Source organism: Sedimentisphaera salicampi (assembly GCF_002117005.1).
GTDB classification, from domain to species: domain Bacteria; phylum Planctomycetota; class Phycisphaerae; order Sedimentisphaerales; family Sedimentisphaeraceae; genus Sedimentisphaera; species Sedimentisphaera salicampi.
This window is the reverse complement of the sequence record NZ_CP021023.1, coordinates 409,408-431,378: the sequence shown is the minus strand read 5'-3', so window position 1 is coordinate 431,378 and position 21,971 is coordinate 409,408. Positions and strand designations below refer to the sequence as shown.

Annotated in this window: 15 protein-coding genes and 1 tRNA gene; 3 read left to right on the top strand and 13 right to left on the bottom strand. The window is 44.9% G+C overall.

Annotation, left to right across the window (positions count from 1 at the left end):
• Positions 1 to 7: 7 nt before the first annotated feature.
• From STSP1_RS01630 to STSP1_RS01585, 10 genes are all read right to left on the bottom strand, one after another.
• Positions 8 to 2,353: a glycoside hydrolase family 66 protein gene (locus tag STSP1_RS01630; protein ID WP_085754679.1), complete on the bottom strand. Its 2,346-nt coding sequence runs from the start codon at positions 2,351 to 2,353 to the stop codon at positions 8 to 10.
• The gene (locus tag STSP1_RS01625) at positions 2,350 to 4,044 is read right to left on the bottom strand and encodes an NPCBM/NEW2 domain-containing protein (RefSeq protein ID WP_085754678.1); all 1,695 of its coding nucleotides are present in this window, start codon (positions 4,042 to 4,044) and stop codon (positions 2,350 to 2,352) included. The genes STSP1_RS01630 and STSP1_RS01625 overlap by 4 nt, the downstream gene beginning before the upstream one ends.
• A 5-nt stretch (positions 4,045 to 4,049) precedes the next feature.
• A complete protein-coding gene (locus tag STSP1_RS01620) occupies positions 4,050 to 4,574 on the bottom strand; it encodes a sigma-70 family RNA polymerase sigma factor (RefSeq protein WP_085754677.1) in 525 nt (174 codons plus the stop codon).
• Between the two features lie 180 nt (positions 4,575 to 4,754).
• On the bottom strand, positions 4,755 to 5,525 hold the full coding sequence (locus tag STSP1_RS01615; RefSeq protein WP_085754676.1) for a PEP-CTERM sorting domain-containing protein: 771 nt from the start codon (positions 5,523 to 5,525) through the stop codon (positions 4,755 to 4,757).
• Positions 5,526 to 5,745: 220 nt separating this feature from the next.
• Entirely contained in the window at positions 5,746 to 7,002 is a 1,257-nt protein-coding gene (locus STSP1_RS01610) for an amidohydrolase (RefSeq protein WP_085754675.1), read from the bottom strand.
• 2 nt (positions 7,003 to 7,004) lie between these two features.
• Complete coding sequence (locus tag STSP1_RS01605) at positions 7,005 to 8,075, bottom strand: NAD(P)-dependent oxidoreductase (protein WP_085754674.1); 1,071 nt, start codon at positions 8,073 to 8,075, stop codon at positions 7,005 to 7,007.
• Between the two features lie 98 nt (positions 8,076 to 8,173).
• The gene (locus STSP1_RS01600; RefSeq protein ID WP_118158558.1) at positions 8,174 to 9,091 is read right to left on the bottom strand and encodes a trypsin-like peptidase domain-containing protein; all 918 of its coding nucleotides are present in this window, start codon (positions 9,089 to 9,091) and stop codon (positions 8,174 to 8,176) included.
• A 123-nt stretch (positions 9,092 to 9,214) separates the two neighbouring features.
• Entirely contained in the window at positions 9,215 to 10,369 is a 1,155-nt protein-coding gene (locus STSP1_RS01595) for a glycoside hydrolase family 43 protein (RefSeq protein WP_085754672.1), read from the bottom strand.
• Positions 10,370 to 10,394: 25 nt separating this feature from the next.
• The gene (locus tag STSP1_RS01590; protein WP_085754671.1) at positions 10,395 to 11,720 is read right to left on the bottom strand and encodes a DJ-1/PfpI family protein; all 1,326 of its coding nucleotides are present in this window, start codon (positions 11,718 to 11,720) and stop codon (positions 10,395 to 10,397) included.
• A 150-nt stretch (positions 11,721 to 11,870) separates the two neighbouring features.
• A complete protein-coding gene (locus STSP1_RS01585; protein WP_085754670.1) occupies positions 11,871 to 13,709 on the bottom strand; it encodes a GLUG motif-containing protein in 1,839 nt (612 codons plus the stop codon).
• A 226-nt stretch (positions 13,710 to 13,935) separates the two neighbouring features.
• On the opposite strand from STSP1_RS01585, the gene STSP1_RS01580 reads away from it, so the two are divergent.
• From STSP1_RS01580 to STSP1_RS01570, 3 genes are all read left to right on the top strand, one after another.
• Positions 13,936 to 14,009, top strand: a tRNA-His gene (locus tag STSP1_RS01580).
• A 133-nt stretch (positions 14,010 to 14,142) separates the two neighbouring features.
• Positions 14,143 to 16,848 carry an alanine--tRNA ligase gene (gene alaS, locus STSP1_RS01575; RefSeq protein ID WP_085754669.1) on the top strand — a complete coding sequence of 902 codons (2,706 nt, stop codon included), beginning with the start codon at positions 14,143 to 14,145 and terminating at the stop codon, positions 16,846 to 16,848.
• 67 nt (positions 16,849 to 16,915) lie between these two features.
• A complete protein-coding gene (locus tag STSP1_RS01570; RefSeq protein ID WP_085754668.1) occupies positions 16,916 to 17,749 on the top strand; it encodes a DUF5677 domain-containing protein in 834 nt (277 codons plus the stop codon).
• Here the strand turns inward: STSP1_RS01570 and STSP1_RS01565 are convergent.
• The 3 genes from STSP1_RS01565 to lon are packed head-to-tail and all read right to left on the bottom strand — an operon-like array spanning position 17,732 to position 21,945.
• Complete coding sequence (locus STSP1_RS01565) at positions 17,732 to 18,502, bottom strand: TatD family hydrolase (protein WP_085754667.1); 771 nt, start codon at positions 18,500 to 18,502, stop codon at positions 17,732 to 17,734. The genes STSP1_RS01570 and STSP1_RS01565 overlap by 18 nt on opposite strands.
• 18 nt (positions 18,503 to 18,520) lie before the next feature.
• Positions 18,521 to 19,525 (bottom strand): GTPase ObgE, encoded by a 1,005-nt coding sequence (gene obgE / locus STSP1_RS01560; RefSeq protein ID WP_085754666.1) that lies wholly within the window; start codon positions 19,523 to 19,525, stop codon positions 18,521 to 18,523.
• Positions 19,526 to 19,539: 14 nt separating this feature from the next.
• Positions 19,540 to 21,945 carry an endopeptidase La gene (gene lon / locus STSP1_RS01555; protein ID WP_226997493.1) on the bottom strand — a complete coding sequence of 802 codons (2,406 nt, stop codon included), beginning with the start codon at positions 21,943 to 21,945 and terminating at the stop codon, positions 19,540 to 19,542.
• Positions 21,946 to 21,971: the final 26 nt, after the last annotated feature.

Here is a 21,971-nt window from a genome sequence, read left to right as displayed (position 1 = left end):
TATTAAGTTAATTAGTGTTTAGTTTTAGGTAATCTAAATTTATATGCCCGAAATCATCAGGGGCATAGTACACACAAATCTGGTTAATTCCTTTCTGGAGCTCTGCTGAAACAGAGCTGACAGCCCAACTGTCCCAATCAGAAAGCAGGGGAAAATTAACTTTGCAGGCAATTTCACCATTAACAATGACACTGCGTATTGAGGCTTCATTAGCGGATGCATAATTGAAATCGATTTCGTAATTTCCATCCTCTTCGGCCATCACGTAAAACGAAACGCTCTGGTGAACTCCTGTGAACTGATCTACAAAACCATATCCGGAGTATCCCGGGTGATCGTTATCTACAGCCGTGTTAAACTTAATTGCATCTTCAGCCTCATAAAGCTGGCCGTGCGGGGGAGTGAAATCCCTCTCAACTAAAATCATATCCCAAAATTTCAGCTCTTTTACATTGAATGATATATAATCGCTCGTACTGTCTTGGCCTTCTGTGAAATTTAAAGGATAAAAGCTCCCGCCGTTTCTGTCTGGAGAGCCGCAAAATACCTTATTAACCTCAGTATCCTTGCCGAGCCTTAGTTTAACCGTAAAATCGATGAGGGTATTAGGCTGTTCTGCTTGATTCCGCCATAAATTGTCATTACCAAGAAGATTGACTAGATGGAAGATTTCGTAATCTTCATTTGCCCTGTTAATAAACCATACCGTATCAGCGGAAGCATCGCCGGAGAGGTTTACTCCAGGAATATCTATCCATTGAAGGCCGCCGTCGCCCAATCTCAGCTCCGGCGAAAAAAGCAGCTTTTCATTTGCCGTGATAAAGCTGTAGTAATCTTTCAGTTTTTCTTTAAGTGAATCTGTCATAAGCTTTTCTCTGGAAGGGAAAAACTCATTGGCCAGCATAAAATCGCCGTCGCCGAGTTCTAAATGGAAAGCCCCGCAAGCAAAAAATGCGGCATCTGCAAGCAGAACCGAATCTTCATCAAAATAACCTCCAGTATCCTCTTCTTTGTTCATATAAGCCGGCAGAACAACTGCCTTATCGCCTGACTGCCTCTTCGAATATCGGATAAAATTTCTTACCCCGCGGTAGGTATCATTAGACCAAAGTTCGCTGTAAATCACATCAGCGGTGCTCTGCTCGACTATCTGAGGCACTGCCCAATTGCCGACAGCTCCGTCAACAATATTGAATATAACAACATCCCTTCCCTGCATTTCGGGATCTTCTGATTCAAGCCAGTTAAGATGCATCTTGCTTCGATTTACGATGGACCTAAGGCCTTCTGCAAGATTCACTTTTGCTCCCCAATAGTCGTAATAGCTGCCGCTGCCAATATTTCCAAGCTGATCGATATGAAGTCCGTCCCACTGAAAAGTCTGTAAAGCATCAGTAAACTCACCGCAGAGATGATTTTGCCAGTCAAGATTAAAGGGATTGAACACCCATATTTTTGTGCCGGCATCGTGGTAATACTGATTTTGATTGGACTGGTCTGAATAAAGCCCCCATCCCGGACTAACCCCGCTTATCTGCTGATAATCATCCAGTGCGCAGTATGCCTGGAAATACGGCATCGCTGCCATATTTCTTTCGTGCGCCTCTGAGATGGAATGCGTTAAAACTGAATAGGATATTGAAGCTCCCCGCCAGTCCTGCCAAGGCTCTTTGATATCTCCATCCGAATCACGCTCAATAACATTCTCATGCCGCCACATCCAATCGTAATACTGCAGTGAGTTTATGTGATAATCCCTTGAGAGCGAATTCATAATTTCAACATTACGAGAGGCTCCCTGCCCTTCGTAAAATTCTGTAACGTATCCATATCTTGGATATCTTTTCCAGTCGCTCGATACGTCTATTGCTGAGGTTTCGGTGTCTCCATTGCTCAAAAGAGCCTGAATCTGATACCCCTGAAAGTCTTCAGAGGGCAGATGAACGGTGAAATCTTTTTCTGTATTACCCTGTGAAGGGATATTAACCAATAATGAGGCTGAATAAACAGGATTAGTATTTTTTGTGATCCTAATTCTTAAATTGCCTTTGAATTGCTCATCGGATGGATTGCTTATTTCCGCCGTTACAGTGCAGATCTCATTTGGGTTGTGCCTTGAGGCATCTGTATAAACATCTTCAATAAAAGCTTCAGACTGATTTTGGCCGGCAAGCCAGTGAAAAGCCAGATCTGATAAATCATGGTCTCTGTATATATCAGGCTGCTTATTTGATACAGCAGCGAAATCGGCCATATTTACTATGCCGTCAAGGTTGAAATCTGTTCTCAGCCCCGCCAAAGCAAAAGAACTGAGAAAGCCGAAAAGCAATATGTATTTAATAAAAGATGTCATTGTAACCCTTGCCTATCAGCATTTATTGTTAAAACAGGATTGCCCCAGAAGCTCCAGTCGAAGCCCCAGCTGTCGCCTGCTTCTGTAACTGAAAGAGTTAAGAATCTGTTTGCTCCGGTTAGCTTTATATCCACATCTTCCATAGGAGAATCGCTTGACAACAACTTTTCAAATTCTACCTCTCCATCAACAATTACCTGCATAAAAGCTCTTGCGTTAGATTCAGAGTATTTTTCTACTGTATCAGATATGCCGGCCTCAGCGGCGAAGGAACTAATTTTCAGGTTGGAAAGTTTCTCACGAATTGCGTTAAGGTCGAAAGTCATTCCTGTATTTGGATGCATGGTAATCGCAGGATTATCCCTTGTACCGTATTTCCTTCCGCCCTTTTGCAGTCTATGCCTTGGCACATCCAAACCATTATGGAACGCACCGTTGAAGATATATCCCCAGTAGGAACCGCTAGTTTGGGGGATGTTCTTGCTTAAAAGTCCTGTGGATGCAATCTGTACGCCCTGGCCTGCGTTGTCGGCGCAGAACACGCCGTCGATAAACTCATTCGAGGAAACTGAAACATAGGCTTGACGTCCGATTCGTTCTCCATAGTAAGAAAGTTTGCTAAGAACATCTCCGTCTGATATTTCAATGCCGGTTTCTGCGGTTCCAGTGCCGAAGCCGTTTCCACCTCCGACAATATCAGCGAGAGAGAGTTCCCCTCCGTGCCAAAGAAGCCCGGAGCCTGAATCAATTTCTCTGGTGAAGCCGGAAGGCTCGAAATCGGCCTCGCTTATCACTCCGCTCAAACGCTCAACTTCACCTGCTTGGCCTACAGAAAGAAGAAATTTGCTAATTTTATCGTTTACAGAATTCAGAACAGTTTTTCCTTCATACACTTGAACTTTGGAATCACCGTATTTGTTCACCTCAACACCGAACTCAGTACCTAAATCTACGATGTCAGATGAAGGCGTTTGAACAGTAAACCCTTGGGCTCTTTCAGGCACATAAGAGCAGGCTTTCCCGTAATCAAGCCTTAGAACCCCCTCAGAAATGCACCTGAATATCGCTGGAGACTCTATTACAACCTGAGATCCACTCTCAAACAAAAGTTCGATATGTCCTTGTTCAAGCTTGAAGTAATCATCTTTATCATAAAAAGAACCATCCTCGGAAGGCTTACGATAATCATCCGACCATACAGCCTTGTATGAATCATTGATGTATGCGGTTGGAGTTTTGGTGAAGAAGTTTTCCAGCTTCACTGCGGAGAGCAGAAATACAAGCGCGGCTGCTGAAGCAACTGCAATAAAAAGCGTTGGCTTGCTTACTTTTCTCTCAGCGGGTTCTGCGGGTAATTCATAAACTGCCGGCCTGTTTTCTGTTCTTCTCGGCTCGTTTTTGTGCGGTACAACAGGGGCATTCTTTATCTCCTCCTGCAGTTCTAAAACGGCATCATCATCTAAAGCTGCCGGCATAAACTCGTTTATTATTTCTTCATCATCGTATTCCCGAACCCTTGATTCTATACATACATAATCACTTACGAGCTGCCAGTAATAATCCAGGGCCGCCGGATTCTTTTCAGTAAGCTCCTTGAGGTACTCTTCGAATTCTCTCTGCTTTGCTTCGTCGTTCTCGCCGTCAAGCATTCGAAGTATGTATTCTGTAAGTTTAAGTTCGTTAGTGTTCATTTTTTTTATCTGGATTCCTGCTTAATCAGTTCTCTTTTTATGCAGCTTCTCAGAAGGGCAACAATTCTCGCAATAGACTTATAAATCCCGTTTCCTGAGCGGCCAGTAATTTCTGAAATTTTCTTTACACTGAATTCCTTCTTGAATCTCATAAGCAAAAGTTTCCTGTCGGAGGTATTCAGTTTCTTGATGCAATTTCGGAGCAATTCAATCCGCTCTGCCTGATCATCGTCGCTATTTTGAGCGAGCTGGGTTAAAGACTCGTAGAACGCTTCCCCGAATACTGGGGATTTTTTCCTGCTTCGAAGATGCTCTTTCACCTTGTTCTTGGCAACTCCCAGGGCCCAGCCTGCAAAATCGTATGAAGGGTCGTATTTATCAAAGCTCTCCCAGAGTATAAGGCTCACCTCCTGCATCAGCTCGTCTGCGTCATTGCGGTTATGCACGGATGCAAGCAGATAAGTATACAGTCTCATCTGTACTCTGGAATAATGCTTTATAAATTCCGAATTTTCTTTTTTTATTTTCATATAAAATCCGCTCGAATTCTTCACCTATACTTGCATTTACAATTCAAAATTGTAACACAAAAATTCAAAATTAAAGAAACATCTATAAAAATTCAAAAATGGAGTTTCTTTGTTATTCGAATGGATTAAAAAAGGCGAAACTGTGAAGCTTCGCCTTTTGTTCTCTGATATAATCCAGTTCTAACTTTTTCTTCTTCTTCTAAGGGCAATTGAACCGATTCCGAGAAGCCCAAGAGTGAAAGGTTCAGGAACTGCAACTGACATTCCGTCATAAGCAGTAGGTTGAGCTCCTGAAGAAAACCCCCATGCTGCTTCTATATAGTAATGGCTTTCTTTTGCCATCCAAGCCCAAGCCATTATATCTCCACTAGGTGAGCCAATATCTTGAAGAGGTATAGCAAACTCATCGCCATCATTTCCGGAATCACCATATGAAACTCCTATTGAAGAGTCTTCTGGTTCAACCCAGTTATCAGCATCGCCTGTCCATTCTGAACCGTTCCATGTTGAATAGGTGAACCAATTACCACCTCCTGAAAATGCGTAAATTATATCGGGAAGATTATCACCACCAAAACTGATACTCATTCCATCAGTTTCCCCATTAGCAAGAGTTACGTTTGAAGAACCTCCACTGTCTGTTATGCCATCAACATCAAATGCAAGGAAAAACGAATCGTCTGGACTGTAAGAGGTGTCATCATAGTTAGTTCCGGTATCCCCAAGAATGCGGCCCGTACTGCTTCTGTCAACAGCGATGTAAAGGTTTTGAGAATCGTAGGTTGTTCTCAGGGAATAAGATCCTCCATCAGGACCTGATTTAGTTCCTTGGTCTGTGTAGTCGATGCCTGCCCAGTCGGATAAATCCGAATCTATGGTTATATAATCACCAAAAGAACATAAAGACAGGGAGAGTACAATGCCCAACATTAAACTAATAAGCCTCTTCATAATAACATCCTTTCAAAATAACACTTGAAGTAAGTGCTCAAAATTATGCAGCTAAAAATCAAACATCATAATTAACTTCTATCATCTATATTTGAAAATTCAATAAAAATTTGTAAGCGAAAATTTTATTTTTTTCGTAATTTAGTGAAAAATGGCTAATATTCTTTTAGGGATGCAAATTTGAAGGTATGAATATTTTTTTTCAAAAAACGCAGCAAAGTTACATTTCAGTAATTCTTCGTGCAGATTTATTGGCCTTTTTTATAATTTCCGCCTCGCCTGGAATTATCCCGCCCTGCATAAGGATATTCCCATTGCATATAACGGTATCTATGCAGGATGAATCGCAGCTGTAAACCACATCAGAGACAATATCGTACCCTGGAGTCATAAACGGGCTTTTTGTATCAACCAATATGCAGTCTGCCGGCCTGCCCTTTTCAATTTTTCCTCCGTTGAAGCCGTATGCGGATGCGCCGTTTATTGTGGCGAAATTGAACACAACTTCAGAGCTGAAAATCTGAGTGCATTCGAAGCTGTGTTTTGCCAGAAGCGAGGCAAATTTCATCTCTTCTATCATGCTCAAATTGTTGTTTGAAGAGCAGCCGTCAGTTCCGAGGCATATTGAGTCGAGATAGTCAGTAAATAAGCCCGCCCTGAATGCCCCGCTCGATAACTTCATATTAGATACTGGCACATGGGCTATCTTCGCACCCCTCTTTTTAACCAGCTCAGCATCATCTTCTGTCATGTGAACAGAATGTACAGTTACTGTTTTTTCTGTCAAAAGGCCTAAAGAATCCAGATACTGAAACGGAGTGAGTCCGGTCTGAGCAAGGCAGTCCTTTACTTCCTTTTCCGTCTCAGCCACGTGAATCTGTATCGGATACTGCAGACGCTCGGCCATCTCGCTTACCTTCCTAAGTGTGCTTTCCTTTGCCCCGTAAACAGAATGAGGCATAATGGCTGGAATCAACAGATCGCTGAAACCGCTGAGCGAATCGTAAAACTTTTCCGCCTCCTCAAACTGCGGGTCTGTAAGTGAATCGTCAAAGGCATCAAGAAAGATCGGTCCTGCGCAGCATCTGAGCCCCATTTCCGTAATCGTTCTTGCCACTTCCGGAAAATGCCAGTACATATCTGCCGCAAACACAGTTCCAGTTTTTATCATCTCAAGGCAGGCAAGACGCGTGCCTGCGATAATATCCTCGAGATTGAATTTTGCCTCCATAGGCCAGATATAGTTCTGCAGCCAGTCGAAGAGCTCGCGGTCGTCTGCATAGCCCCGCAAAAGGGTCATTGGTGAATGGGTGTGGGCGTTATAGAACGCCGGCAGAACGGCAAGGTTTGTGCAGTCCAGCACAGAATCGGCCTTGGCGGAGTCTGCAGCGGAAAGTGATTCGAATACACCGTTCCTAACCAGAATATTGGTGCTGGATTTGTCTAATATTACATTTTTCAGCAGCAGATTTGACACATTTACACCGCATAATTTTTAGTATTTAAGAAATTCTCAACTTCTTCAGATATGCAGCTGCCTGCAAGAGTTTGCTTTATAATCATCCTCTCTATTTCTTCCGGCGGGGACATAAGCCCCGATTCAAGCTCGTTTCTCATCAGAACGAAAGCTCCATAATTGTGCAGAGCAAGTGTAGCGTCGATGTATCTGAGTCTCGTGGGCTCTCCGAGTATGAAATTCAGCGGTTTCTTCTCGTTTAGAACTCTGTAAGCGGGGATATCCGGGCCGTATTCATCTTCAGCACCCATATTTACCAAATATGCAGAGCTCTTGTTGAAAATTTCTGCATTGTAGCTTTTGCTTATAACATCTTTAATCCCCGTTACTGTAACAATGCAATCCGCATTTTTAATGGCTTGGTGTACAGATTCTTTGTCTTTGAAGTCTATTACTGGATATCCAAATTGATGCCTGCGGGACCCGTCTTCCACAAGCCTTACTTCAGCTCCTTCGTCCGTGAGCCTTTTGCATATCCCCGCTCCTACCTTTCCGCACCCGAAAACAACGTAAGTTTTCCCGGAAACGGGAAGCTGCTTTTCTGCAAGGCTTCGCATAAGCCCGTCTGCTGTTCCAAGATAATCTTCAAAATATTTTATAATGCTTCTGTCAACGCAGAAACACGGTTTAGAGCTGCTGGAATAATAATACTCCCCCGATTTGGTCAGCTCTGCAAATCCAAGGCCGGCACCCAGATGATGATAAGCACCGGCGCAATCGAGAATAATGTCAAAATCCTGTTTTAAATCCGTTCCGTGCCGCACTTCAAGGCCGATATCTTCAAGCATACCTGCCACCTGCGGGTTGTAGGGGCAGTTTTGATGTAGTCCGATTGTTACCTCAGCACCTGCGGCTAAAAGTGACGCAATTTTTGGGCAGGTGTTTCTGAATACCGGGCTGCCTTCCAAAATTTGAAGGCCTTTGAGCGGCTGGGAGGTCTTCCAGTTTTCATACTGGGAAAGAAGGCATACGAACTCATCGCTTCTGTATGAGGATTCTAACTGTTTTATGAGTATATCCGAGATGCTGGACATTAGTTCTCCGTCTTAAAATAGAATTAAAGCTGAAACAACAATTCTATGGTTTTAAGACATTTTTTCAAGCAGTTAAATCGAAAAAGTAATCCGGCAGTTTATTTTGCAGAAACAGGCTGCTTTCTCTGCCTGAAATACAAAAAGCCGAGCCCGAGAGTTAATAATGAAGCAGGTTCGGGGATGGTTATTATATCATTTATCTGCCCGCTGTATTGAGAGAGGTCTGAATAATAGCTTGTGTTTCCGTAAACACGTGTCCTATCAGGTTGTCCGCTGTAAGAGCCAATTGCATGGGCAATTCCAGCAAGTTCCCACTCCCCGTTATTTTTAACGAAAAGACCGGACCCAGAATCGTGTTCTACAGTTATTCCGTAGTCCGCATCATCATTAAAAATTGTGGAAAACCCTTCAATGTTATCGAAATCATCATCGGATTGATAGACTTCCTCAAATGCCCACCTTTTGTCTCTGTTAGTTTGCAAGTAGTATCCATTTGCATGGGCGTCTGCCCCGGGGAAAGGAGATGTTTCCCATATGTAAGGATCTTCACCCGTATCAACATACCAAGTAGTTTCTGTTGAGGAGGTCTGGCCGTCGCCTGTTCCGATATGAGTTGCCTGCGAACCTTCAGAAGGAGCGCTGGAGGCAATGGGTGTTGGAGTGAGTTCGGTTAAATTGCCTGCGGAAGTATCCACTCTGAACATATAGAGGTCTATCTTCGAAGTTTTTTCAAGATTATCAAGCTGAACACCGTATTCCTCGCCGGCCATTTTGTTGTATGTAGCATCGCCATCAACAGTAAAGTATGTCTTGCTGCTTACGTGGTTGGCAGTAATCACCCAGCCGTTTCCCAGATAAACGCCTGAACCGTTCGTTCCTACGCTCCCCGAACGAGCCCAGCCGGGATCATCGGTTGGGGCAGTTAAATGGCCTGAATCGCCGCCTGATATCACAATCCCGAACGAAACATCCGCAAATAAAAGCAATGCAGCTGCTAAAAATGTTAATCGCTTCATAATTATATCCCAAAATTAAAGCCTTGAGCTTTAATATACAAAAGACAGGCTGCGGTTTCAAGTAATATTTCTATATCGAGGACAAAAAAACCTTCCGGCCGAAACCGGAAGGTGGAAAAACAATCATTCCTCGAAATATGACAGATCCCATTCGGTCTGCCATTCAACGACAATCTCATTGTCCTTTATTTTAGCAGGAAGCCACATATATCTGCTGTCTATCTGATTTGACGGCCTCCACACGTCGAACATTGCGATAAAAGCATTGCGTTTCCCTTCAACAGGCAGGATGTAGGTGCTTTGTCCGCCGAAGGTTTTGATCGAGCCGATATCGTTATGCGGATTTTTGCCCTTGCACGGATTGCCGAGAGCCTTCCATTCGCCCATAATATTGCTTGCTCTAAATGAGCGTGCTGTGTTTGGAGCCCAGCCTGAACATCCCGAGGCAATAAGGTAGTAGCTTCCTTCATACTTGCATAATGCGGGGGCCTCGTTGTATCCGCCCGGCCGAGCTCTGGTGTATCTGCCTGTAAAATCCTGATAGTCATCGGTGAGCTCGGAGATGTGAAGGGTTGAATTATCTTCTGATGAATGTATATGATAGGCCTTGCCGTTATCGTCAACGAAAACCGTCATATCTCGGGACATCTGCCCTTCTTTGAAATCTCTTCTCAATACAATTCCCTTTTCAAGCAGAGTGAGCCAGTAGTCCCAGTCTGATTCCTCTTTAAGCTTATTGAACTTCTTCTCACTGATGGGTTTCTGCCATTTTTTGGGGAAATGAATCGGCCATTGCCCCGCATTCGGGCGGAAAGACCTGATATATTCAAATTCGCCTGTCGGATTATCGGAAACTGCCAGCCCCGTTCTTGCTGCGCTGTAGCCTTGGCCTTTCAGCTCCAGATGGAACCACATCACAAAATTATCATTCATTTCGTTGTATATTACCTTTGGTCTTTCGATGATGCATCCCTTCTCGATATCGTGGCCTTCTTTTTCTACCACTTTAAGAGCAATCCCCTCATCCTTCCAGTTGTAAAGATCTTCGGAGCTGTAGCAGTGCACGCCCACATGAGCCTTGTTGCCCGCCCTGCCGGCAATCTTATGCTCACCATAGAGATAATATTTGCCGTCGTGGTGCATCACACCTGCGCCGTGAGCGTTCAGGTGAACGCCATTGTTGTCCGGTTTTTTTACATACGGTTTGAAGCTGTCTGCTGCATTCAGAGAGAAAACGAAACCGGCCAGAACAGCCATAGCGGTAATCTGAAAATTCATAAGAACCCTTTCAAAAAGCTAAAATTTATTCTTTCGAAGCCTTAAGTATTTCCGCTGCAAAACCGGAAATCCCCTCAGGCCCTTGAATATCCCTTCTTGCAAGTGTATCGAGACTTCTTGCTGTTACTATATTCCCAGATCTAACTACAGCGGATTCTGCCAAGAAACGCCCGCCGTATTTTTTCACAGAACCACGAACACCGATGCTTCCAGTGGCCTGTATGCCTCCTGAAAGCACACCCGACCTTGCCAAGACACCCACAGCATAACCATACGCTGCGACTGTTTTGTTAAGCTGGTCTGCCTCGTACATTATATCCATCACAAGCTCATCATTACGGTAAACCCTGGATGTAATGCTTCCATCAAGAAATACGAGCGTATCGTAATCTCTTGCAGACAGATTATTGATAAAAATATCAGGACTCATCTTTATACCATCTGAATTTCTGAATTCATCGTCCGGTGCGGCAATAAAACAGCGGGCATCAGAGATTTGAAAAATGTTCTTGAGCCCGTTTATAACCCTTCTGTCTGCCCCTCTTTCAGGAACAACAATAGCAATTTTCAAACGCTCTTTCTTTTTCGGATCCTGCTTTTCGCCCCCATCCTTATCTTCGGCAGGTTTCTCTTTTTTGAGGGTTTCGGGGCTGATTTTGAAATTAGAATTTTTCAGCTTTCCAAGAGATATCATCATAACGGGTTCAAAGCCTGAAGGCATCTTCAGAAGCGAACGTATTTTGAGCTGATTTAAATCCGGTTCGGTTTTTATTCCAAGTCCAATGGAATTTGCCGCAAGCTCCATATTCTGAGCAATTCTGCCCGCCTCAATAAAGAGAAATTTCCTTCCCTCACGTGGCCTTTTGATGCCGGCAAGCTTTGGGGAGCCAGCAATTACAAAGTTAGCAGAAGAGATATAGCCGTCCTTGTCTCTGTGTTTGGTAGCGCTGAAGAGACGGCGTTTAATGTTATCATCCACGATCTTGCCAAGGGAATCCTTTTTGGGGATATAAACGAACGCCCCGTCTCTGTTTACCAGATAAACAAGCACAGGATAAGCATTATCGTAAGACTCTACTGTCCTTCGGCTGTCCTCGCTGTAACCGTAGCTGAGCTTGAGGATATGCGAAAGCTGGTCTATGGTAAATTCCTGCCTTGTGAACACTACTTCCCCGCCGCGTTTTTTCAGGATTTCTTCAAGCGCAATATCGGGGGTAGAAATTGTGCTTAAATCAATAGTATCCAGCACACGCCCTCCTCGGTAGAAATCTGAATCTACTTTCCGCACTTCTTCAAATGCTGAAACTGTTGAAACTATAAGGAGAATTAACGAAAATCTTTTGAGAATCATATATCACCTCTGTAAAAGCGTTTTGATATTATACAGAGAATACGAAATTTATTAAGAAAAGTTGTGCACCAGCGGCCTATGTTTGATTTTTGATTTATAAAAAAAGGCGTACAGATTTGTACGCCCTTTAATACCAAAAATAGTTTTCAATCAGTTAAGCCAGTTAGATGCAAAATCCTTCAGCTCTGAAATTGTTATAGATTGGTCTTTCCAAATTGCTGCAAACTTAACAAAGTCAGCGATATCGACTTTCGAATCATTGTTAAAATCACCGTTTGCCGGAAGTACTGCCATCTTTACAGGAAGCAGAGCATCGTATTCAAGAGCAGCTGAGGATAATACAATATCCGCTTCATAGATTCCTGCTGGAAGACCTGCTGGGTTCAAGGACACATCCAACGTTTGGTCAATCTCGTTTTTATTCAGCTCAAAACTTGCAGGGGTTGCTGAAAGCCAGCCGTTTCCATCAGAGTATTCTACAGAAATCTGACAGGACAAACTTCCTTCTCCCTGCATTACTGCCTTAGGCTTGAATACTGGTACCTCGCCTTGGCTTAAAGATTTTGTGATGCTGGAGGGATTGAAGCTAACAGAGACCTGCCACATAAACTGCGGGTAGCCTCCGTCAATTCTCCAAGTTTGTGCAAAATCCCAGTTGGCGTAAGTATTCTGATTTTTCATCTCAGCAGTAGTTTTTGCCTGCCCCCCATCGCTTTCTTCGCCAGTAAGACCGGATGCGTCTTTATCGAAGTAAGAGCCGGATACCGAAGAGTCATTTTTACCAGTAAACCCGCCTTCATAAAGAACATCTGTTACAAAATTAGGGTCATTAACGTAAGGACTGGAGTTTGAATCAGCTAAAAGCCCTCCATCCACCTGACCAACAGAATAGCATCTGGATATGCTGCCTGAATTCAAACCGGCAAAACCGCCTGCAAAACTGTATGATAAAACAGATGGCTGGTCCTCAACTGATTCAATAAAATATGATATTGAAAACCCGCCCGCATTCACAACGGACTTAACATTGCCCCGTGCAAAGCAGTTTTCGATAACATTGTTATTAATACCTGCAAATCCGCCGACATATGTGTCTGCTTTGAGCGTAAGATTGTTAAGCCCATATGAAAGGCTGCTGACTGCTGAAACATCGGAATAAGCAGCGCAAGTTTTGAATTCTGCATAATTTATTCCGCACATTCCGCCTGCCCAGCCTGAAGCCTCAACGCTGCCGTAAACCACACAGTCGATTATTGTGCTCTCAGAAGCGGTCCCGCAAAAACCGCCTGCATAGCTTCCGCCTGTAATCTCAGCGCTGGCAAAGCAGTCTGAAACCGATGAGTATGCGTTAATTCCGCCTACAGCCCCTCCTGTATATTCTTGTCCCGTTACTTGACCATCAAAGGTTGACTGAGTTAATTCGCCGCCTTCCAGATAGCCGCAAATACCGCCTGTTGTGTTCTCGCCGATAATCTGGCCGTCTGCGCCGCAGAAATTTATTATACCTGAATTATATCCTGCGATCCCGCCAACGCCGTTTTTCCCAGTAATCTGGGCATTGCTGACTGTACACTCGTTGATAACTCCGTTGTTTCTGCCTGCAATACCGCCTGTTGCAGCATTGGAAGAGGAGGCAATTACCGGAGAGTGAACAGTAAGGCTGTAAATCTTGCCTTCGCTTCCAACAACCCTGAAAATGCCGCACGGTCTAGGGCCGTTTGAAGTTAGACTGAAATTTTTCAGCGAGCCGGCAGCGGTTGTGCCGGTATCGGGGTTTACATATTTCCCGACAAACTGCCCTTGAAAAGGGTACTCCTGTGAACCAATGGCATTCGGTTCAGCACCTTCAAAATCAAGCTGAGCTGTCAGCGCATAATGTTTGTCCATATGGAATGGATCGTTGTCTATCTTGTTAAAATCCTCTACAGTATTGATCAGGAACGGATCCGAAGATGTTCCGGAACCCTCCCACGGCCAATCTTCAGCCATAACAGCTGCGTTTAATAAAAGTGTAGTTAAGACAGACAGCTTTAAGAATAATTTCATAATAAGCCTTTCGATTCCAGTTAATCAGGGCATTCACCTCATAAAAGGGCTGATTTTACAGGCAACACCTGTTATTGCAAGCGAAAAGCTTCAACAAATCGAAAATCACTTCTAAGAATTAACCGCTTGACTTTTGTAAGGGTGCGGTTAGAATACCGCCCTTTTCACGGTGGATGTAGCTCAGTTGGTTAGAGCACCAGATTGTGGTTCTGGGGGTCGGGGGTTCGAATCTCCTCATCCACCCTAAACTTTCAAGCCGGCAAGCCGCCGGCTTTTTTTGTTTATACATTTGCCAAAACCCCGCAAAAAATTATCATTAGCTTCTGTCAGGAAAATGTAAAAAGCTAATATTTAATTATTTCTAAGCGGATTTAATATGCTCAGTTCAAAAGAGATTAGAAAAAGATTTATAAAATTTTTTGAAGATAAAGGCCATAAGTTTGTGCCGAGCTCGCCGGTTGTACCAGCAGACGACCCTAGCCTTCTATTTACGAATGCGGGAATGAATCAGTTTAAGGATATCTTTCTCGGCGTGAAAAAGAAAGACTGCCACAGCGCTGTAAACAGCCAGAAATGCATACGTGTAAGTGGCAAACACAACGACCTCGAAGAGGTTGGCGTGGATACATACCACCATACATTTTTCGAGATGCTCGGGAACTGGTCTTTCGATTCCTACTTCAAAGAAGAATCAATCAAATGGGCATGGGAGCTTCTAACTGAGGTTTACGGGATAGACGAAAGCAAACTCTATGCTACGGTATTCTCCGGAGACGAGTCAGACGGGAGCGAATACGACAAAGAAGCTGCTGAACTTTGGCCTAAGGTAACGGGAATCCCGGCAGAGAGAGTACTTTCGTTCGGCAAGAAAGACAATTTCTGGGAGATGGGTGAAACTGGCCCTTGCGGCCCATCAAGCGAAATACATATAGACCTTGGCGACGAGATGTGCGACATGAAGCATGTGCCCGGCCATGAATGCGGGGTAAATGCAGGCTGCGCAAGGTTTATTGAGCTTTGGAATCTCGTATTCATACAGTTTAACAGACAGTCTGACGGAACGCTAACTCCGCTGAAAGCCAAATATATAGATACAGGACTCGGGCTTGAACGACTTACTGCTGTTTTGCAGCGCAAGCCGAGCAATTATGACACAGACCTTTTCACGCCGCTGATCAAAGAAATCAGCGGTATGGCAAATACAGAATACACTCATTCTCTTACAGAAAAAACAGACATAGCGATGAGAGTGGTAGCAGATCATGTGCGGGCTCTTTCGTTTGCTATAACAGACGGGGCTGTTCCAAGCAACGACGGACGGGGCTATGTTTTGAGGCGGATCCTGAGAAGGGCATCAAGATTCGGCAGGGTTCTCGAGCTCAAAGAGCCGTTCATTTACAAGTTAGTTCCAACTCTGATTGAGCTTATGGGAGAAGCATTCCCCGAGATTAAACAGAGACAGGATTTTGTTGAAACTGTGATCGAATCGGAAGAGGAAAGCTTCAATCGTACTCTCGACCGCGGACTTGAAATATTTGAGGCAGCAGCAGGCAAATCTGAAAAATATATCAGCGGGGAAGATACCTTCAAACTATATGACACATACGGATTCCCGCTTGATTTAACCGAACTGCTTGCTCGCGAGAAAAACCTCGGAATAGACAGAGAAGGTTTTGATAAACTTATGGAAGAGCAGCGTCAGAGAGCACGCGCAGCAAAGAAAGAATCAGGGCTTATAGGAAAGCTTGAAGGCGAAGAACTGCCCAAAACTGATGACAGGGAAAAATATCTTACCGAAAACTGCAAAGCAAAAATCCTTGGATTTGCAGGCAGAGATGGCTATAAAAGCGAAGGTGAGCTTACGGAAACAGAAGAAAACACTGCTGTACTGCTGGATAAGACCTGCTGCTACGCAGAATCAGGCGGACAGATTGGAGACACCGGGGAGATAAGAGGCGATAATTTCGTTTTTGAGATTGAAAAAACAGAAAAAATCGGCCATACCGTTCTTCATCAGGGCAAAATCCTTGAAGGGAAAGCTAAGGTTGAGGATGAGGTGGAAGTTACTGTTTCAGGTGAAAGGAATTCTTCGAGAAAAAATCATACTGCCACGCATCTTTTGCAATGGGCATTGAAAAAGGTTATGGGAAATAGCATTACTCAGCAGGGTTCGCTGGTATGTCCGGATTATCTCAGGTTTGATTTTACCTGCTCGAAGGCGTTGTCCAAAGAACAGATCACAGAAGTGGAAGATCTGGTGAACGGGAAAATATTCGCCGATTCGCCTGTAACATGCGCCACAATGCCTATCGATGAGGCAAAGAAGCTCGGCGCTACTGCCCTTTTCGGCGAAAAATACGGTGATACCGTAAGGCTTATATCTATTGGGCGCACTGAAGATGAGGACTACGAAAACGCCTTCAGCAAGGAGCTGTGCGGAGGAACTCACGTTTCAAGAACATCTCAAATCGGCGGTTTTAAGATAATAAAGGAAGAGAGTGTTTCTGCAGGGGTAAGGCGGATTACCGCACTTACAGGCAGGGCTCTTATCGAATATTTCAGCGAAAGAGAAAAGGTGATAGAAGAGCTTTGCTTTAAGCTAAAAGTCCCGTTCCATCAGCTCAGCGAAAGAACAGATAAGCTCATTGCCGAAAACAAGAAGCTCAAAAAACAAATCAAAGATGCCGGCAAAGAAGGCGGCGGCAGCGCGCGAGAAGAGGCCGATAAGGCTATCGAAAACGCCAAAGATATTTCGGGCGCTAAAATTATAGCAGCGCACGTAAAATGCGCAGATAACAAACAGCTTCGGGAGTGCGCAGATTCAATCAAAAAGAGATGCGAGTCTTTAGCTGCCCTGCTGGTTACCAGCTCCGGCGGGAAGGTAATGATGGTGGCCGCTGTGTCAGAGGATCTTATCAAGAAGGGTATAAAAGCCGGCGATATCGTTAAACAGGCTGCTCCTGCTGTAGGCGGCGGCGGCGGCGGGCGCCCCGATATGGCTCAGGCCGGCGGGAAAGATGCTTCGGGGATACCGAAAGCCCTTAAGGCTGCCGAAGAGTATGCGGCATCAAAATTGGAATAGGCCGGCTTGATAAAATATCCCTCCGGATTCTATCGGCGGGCAAAGAAGCCAGATTGTTGGGAGATTAATGGAACGTTTTTTCACTGCCAGAGAGGCTAAAAACGGCAGTTTAATCGATTATGATGCCGCTGTAATAAAAAAGTGGTTTATAGAAACAATTGAGCCGATTGAGCAAAATGTTAATCCGGAAACGCGTACAGACATGGTATGTGTAAGCTCTATCGCAGTTTGTGTGAACTATGCAAATGCGGTACTTGATCTGATCCGTTCCGGCCATAATATGCCCGCCAAAGCGCTCTTGAGGGTTCTCTGCGAGACAGTTGCCAAGATTGCGTGGTGTCTTGTTTCTCCAAAAAACAAAAAGAAAGACCGCAAACAGGCAGTAGAGAGAAAATTTGACCAATGGGAGAAAGACGCCCTGTACAAAAAGCTTAGAATCCTGTATGAATTCCGCTCCATCGTAGGCTCGGAACAGAGCAGGGAGCTTGAAGATACGATAAGAAAAATCAAGCTTAAGGAACGCAAATTTCATGCCCCGCCAATGCCCAAAACAATTGAGATATTCAACAAGCTTTCTTCAAACTGGCGATCTGGCGTGTATCCACGCGGCTTTCTGCAGTTCAATGATGCAGTGCATATAGACATACATACCCTCCTCTCAAGGATATACTACGAAGAAGGCGGGATGAGCATAAGCCACGACAGCAACGAAGATTTAACAGATTTAAGCGGATACTGCCTGAGCTTTATGTTTCAGCTTTTTTATCTCGTTCGAACACATTTCGGGCTTGATACAGATGATCTGCTCAAGGAATTTCAAGCGAGGTCTGAGAGATTTGAAGATTCAAAACCGAGTGAAAACAGCGAAAAGAAGAACGGCGGATCAGATTCTGAACACTGACTCAGCATTTTGCGAAAGATTCTCGGACATCTGATTTTCCTCAACCCCCTTTACCTCAGCAAGCTTTCTGGCGATATGAACGATAAAAGACGGCTCATTAGTTTTATATTTTCGGAGCGGAGCCGGAGACATATAGGGGCAGTCGGTTTCAACCAGAAGCCGTTCAGGGGGAACAACGGCAGCGGCCTGACGAGTTTTCTCTGCATTCTTGAATGTAACTACACCTGTAAAAGACACAAACCAGCCCTGCCTTAGACAATACTCCGCCTGCTCAGGCCCTTCACCGAAACAGTGAATGACAACAGCTGGCAGTTTTTGTGAGTATTTTGAAAGGATTTCTGCTGTGTCATCAAATGCGTCTCTTGAATGAATTACGACAGGTATATTTTCTTCTGCCGCAATTTCGAGCTGACGGAGGAATGCTTCTTTCTGCTGGTCTCTGGATGAAAATTCGTAGTAGTAATCAAGGCCGATTTCGCCTAAAGCTGCCGCTTTGTCCTCCCGAAGGAGGAGTCTTATCTGTTCAATGCTTTGGTCATCCGCTGATTTTGCCTCGTGTGGATGGAAGCCGGCTGTAAAAAAAACATTCTCAAATTTTCTGGCTATCTCAAACGAATCATGGCTGTCCTTAAGCTCAGTTCCAACTGTGATAATCTTCTCTACTCCTGACTCGGCTGCCCTCTGGATAATCTCATCAAGCCTGCCCTGATACTGTTCAGAAGTTAGATGTGCGTGGTGGTCTATCAATCTCATAATAATCTGCTGTTGTAGTTAATCCGTTTTTCCTTCCTGCTGGATATGTTTCCAGAGCCTTTCTTTCAGCTCATTGATGCCTTTTTTCGTTGCAGCTGAAACCTGAACTATTTCGCAGCCGCTGAGTTTGCTGCTCAGCTCTCTGATTGGCTCATCAGACTGGAGCAGGTCTATTTTGTTCACCACTACAAGCTCCTTCTTTTCAGCAAGCATAGGGCTGTATTTCTCAAGCTCTTCGCGTATTTGTCTGTAGTTTTCTGCGGGGTCTGAGCCGTCTAACGGGCAGATATCTATCAAATGGACAATAGTTTTTGTTCTCTCGATATGGCGGAGGAATTCGTGCCCGAGGCCGGCGCCTTTATGCGCTCCTGAGATAAGCCCGGGGATATCCGCCATTACAAACCTTCGATAATCGCTGAGCTCTGCAATTCCTAAAACGGGATTGAGCGTTGTGAACGGGTAATTTGCTATCTTCGGCCTTGCCTTGCTGCATACAGAAACCAGCGTACTCTTGCCTGCATTGGGCAGCCCTACCATACCAACATCGGCTATCAGCTTAAGCTCGAGGCGAAGATTCCTTGCCTGCCCTTCCTCACCTGGCTCAGCAATACGGGGAGCCTGCCTGATGCTGCTGGTGAAGAATTTATTGCCTTTGCCGCCCTTTCCGCCTTTGCATATCGTTACCTTATTACCTGAAATGTTCAGGTCTTTCAGGAGTATATCGGTATCAGAATCGAAAATCAAAGTTCCCACTGGCACTTCTATCAAGAGCTCGCTTCCATCTGCTCCGGTTTTATTGCTTCCCTCACCCTGCATTCCGTCTTCGGCACGCCAATGATGTTTGCCTGCAAAGTCGGTAAGGGTATCAACATTTTCCGAGGCTTGAAAAATTACATCCCCGCCTTCTCCGCCGTTTCCTCCGTCGGGTCCACCCTTCGGGAGAAATTTCTCCCGCCTGAAACTTACGCAGCCGTCTCCGCCGTCTCCAGCCTTGATAAATATTTTTGCTTCATCTATAAACACGTTTAATATCCCGATTACTCAGCAAAGATAAACTTTTTGAGCTCATTAACCCTTTTAACGAAAACAAATTCCATATCTTTCTTTGCCTCTTCGGGAACTTCCGGCATATCCTTTTTGTTTCTGTAAGGCAGCACCACGGTTTTTATGCCCGCCATTTTAGCAGCCAGCACCTTCTCTTTCAGTCCGCCAATCGGCAGTACATTCCCCTGAAGGGAAATCTCGCCGGTCATGGCAAGGTCTGCTCTAATTTTCTTACCCAACACAAGAGAGAAAAGGGAGGCGAACATCCCGACACCTGCGCTCGGGCCATCTTTGGGAACCGCCCCGGCAGGCACGTGAATATGATAATCATAATCTTTGAATGTATCATTATCGATTTTATTCTTTGGTGCTACAGACTTGATATAGCTGTAGGCAGCCTTTGCGCTTTCTTCCATAACATCTCCGATCTGACCGGTTATGGTTAAGTCTCCTTTTCCCGGAACTGAGAGTGATTCGATGAAAAGTATCTCGCCTCCGTAAGGTGTCCAAGCAAGGCCAGTGGCAACTCCGGGTTTTCCAGTCCTGTTTCTTATCTCAGATTCATATTTAACAGGCCCGAGCACCTCGCCTACCTTCTTCTTGGTAACGGTGAGCTTCTTTGCCTCATCTCTCGCCACCTTCGTAGCTGCGGCTCTGCACATAGCCGCAATTTGCCTTTCCAGAGAGCGAACGCCCGCCTCAGAAGTGTAGCCTTCAATCAGCAGGTTTATTGCTTCATCCCTTATTGAAAACTGGCTTTGCTTGAGACCGTTTTCCTGCACCTGCCTTTTAACCAGATACTTCTTTGCAATGTTGAGCTTTTCCACCTGAGTGTAGCCCGGCAGTTCAATAGTTTCCATCCTGTCGTACAGGGGATCAGGAATTGGATCGGTATAGTTTGCCGTTCCGATAAACATAACGTTTGAAAGGTCGAACGGCTGGTCAAGATAATAATCGGTAAAAGTATTGTTCTGCTCTGGATCAAGCACCTCCAAGAGTGCAGACGCAGGATCTCCCCGGAAATCCTGCCCTATCTTATCAAGCTCATCAAGCATAAACACAGGATTGTTTGAGCCTGATTTGCGAATCTCCTGAAGTATTCTTCCGGGCATAGCTCCGATATAGGTTTTTCTGTGCCCTCTTATTTCCGCCTCATCTCTCATGCCGCCGAGGCTTATTCTAATGAATTTCCTGTTCAGTGCGTTTGCGATTGACTTACCGAGGCTAGTTTTACCAACGCCCGGAGGCCCTACCAAACATAGAATCGGGCTCTTGCCCTCGGGGTTGAGCTTGCGTACTGAGAGAAACTCAAGGATCCTCTTTTTGACCTTTTTTAGGCCGTAGTGATCACGTTCGAGAATCTGCTCGGCTCTTTCTATGTCAATAGCGTCTTCGGTTTGAATCTTCCAGGGCAGATCGCACGCCCATTCCACATAGTTTCTTATAACGCTGTATTCCGGCGAGGCCTGCGGAATGCTTTTGAGCCTTTCAACGTCTTTGAGGATCTCGCTTTCAACCTTCTCGGGCATACCGGTATTTTTCACCTTCTCAGAAAGCGAGTTCAAATCACCCTGCATCTTATCATCATGCCCAAGCTCAGACTGAATAGCCTTGAGCTGTTCCTGCAGAAAATATTCACGCTGGGTTTTGTCTATGGCCTGACGCACCTCACCGTGGATCTTATCGCTCAGCTCAAGAAGCTCAAGCTGATTTGCAAGGCTTACAGAGACCTTCTGTAGCCTCTTGTTGAAGCTCTCCTCTTCAAGAAATTCCTGCTTCTCTTTAGTAGATACGTTAAGTGTAGCGGCTACAAAATCGGCAAGTGAGCCCGGATCGTCAATATTCTCAATCACAAGAGAAGCCTCTTCCGGCGCATTAGGGCTGAGAGAGGCAACCTTGATGGCCATTTTCTTAACGTTCACCATCATAGCCTTGAGTTTCTTGGTAACCCGTCCTTTGGACTCAACCCTGCTTACTCTTGCCTTTATGAATGGATCGGTCTGGATAACTTCATCAATCCTGAATCGTGTTAGGCCATGAACTATAACTGTAGTAGCACCGCCGCCGGGAGAGCGAATCACCTTCAGAATTGAGACTGCGGTTCCAATATCGTAAATGTCTTTAGCCTTTGGGTTTTCCACCTCAGATTTTTTCTGCGTAATCAGGCCGATTATTTCTTCCTCAGAATCCAGCTCATCCAAGAGAGCAAGGCTGCGGTCTCTGCCAATTGCAAGAGGCACAACTGTACCGGGAAACGATACAGCATTCCTAACCGGCAGCAGCTTCATCTCCTCAGGCAGCTGCTGATCTTCAGGAGGCTCGGAATGTCTTCCGTTTTCCTCAGAAATTATTTCGTCTATCTCATCCATCTCTAAGAGATCAAAACTGTTTTTCTTCATTTTATCTATTTCCGCCAAACTGCGTG

What these genes read in the sequence shown, in the direction of transcription:
- STSP1_RS01630 (WP_085754679.1), bottom strand. Translation starts at nt 2,353, where the DNA reads ATGACATCTTTTATTAAATACATATTGCTTTTCGGCTTTCTCAGTTCT.
- STSP1_RS01625 (WP_085754678.1), bottom strand. Translation starts at nt 4,044, where the DNA reads ATGAACACTAACGAACTTAAACTTACAGAATACATACTTCGAATGCTT.
- STSP1_RS01620 (WP_085754677.1), bottom strand. Translation starts at nt 4,574, where the DNA reads ATGAAAATAAAAAAAGAAAATTCGGAATTTATAAAGCATTATTCCAGA.
- STSP1_RS01615 (WP_085754676.1), bottom strand. Translation starts at nt 5,525, where the DNA reads ATGAAGAGGCTTATTAGTTTAATGTTGGGCATTGTACTCTCCCTGTCT.
- STSP1_RS01605 (WP_085754674.1), bottom strand. Translation starts at nt 8,075, where the DNA reads ATGTCCAGCATCTCGGATATACTCATAAAACAGTTAGAATCCTCATAC.
- STSP1_RS01600 (WP_118158558.1), bottom strand. Translation starts at nt 9,091, where the DNA reads ATGAAGCGATTAACATTTTTAGCAGCTGCATTGCTTTTATTTGCGGAT.
- STSP1_RS01595 (WP_085754672.1), bottom strand. Translation starts at nt 10,369, where the DNA reads ATGAATTTTCAGATTACCGCTATGGCTGTTCTGGCCGGTTTCGTTTTC.
- STSP1_RS01590 (WP_085754671.1), bottom strand. Translation starts at nt 11,720, where the DNA reads ATGATTCTCAAAAGATTTTCGTTAATTCTCCTTATAGTTTCAACAGTT.
- STSP1_RS01585 (WP_085754670.1), bottom strand. Translation starts at nt 13,709, where the DNA reads ATGGCTGAAGATTGGCCGTGGGAGGGTTCCGGAACATCTTCGGATCCG.
- alaS (WP_085754669.1), top strand. Translation starts at nt 14,143, where the DNA reads ATGCTCAGTTCAAAAGAGATTAGAAAAAGATTTATAAAATTTTTTGAA.
- STSP1_RS01570 (WP_085754668.1), top strand. Translation starts at nt 16,916, where the DNA reads ATGGAACGTTTTTTCACTGCCAGAGAGGCTAAAAACGGCAGTTTAATC.
- STSP1_RS01565 (WP_085754667.1), bottom strand. Translation starts at nt 18,502, where the DNA reads ATGAGATTGATAGACCACCACGCACATCTAACTTCTGAACAGTATCAG.
- lon (WP_226997493.1), bottom strand. Translation starts at nt 21,945, where the DNA reads ATGAAGAAAAACAGTTTTGATCTCTTAGAGATGGATGAGATAGACGAA.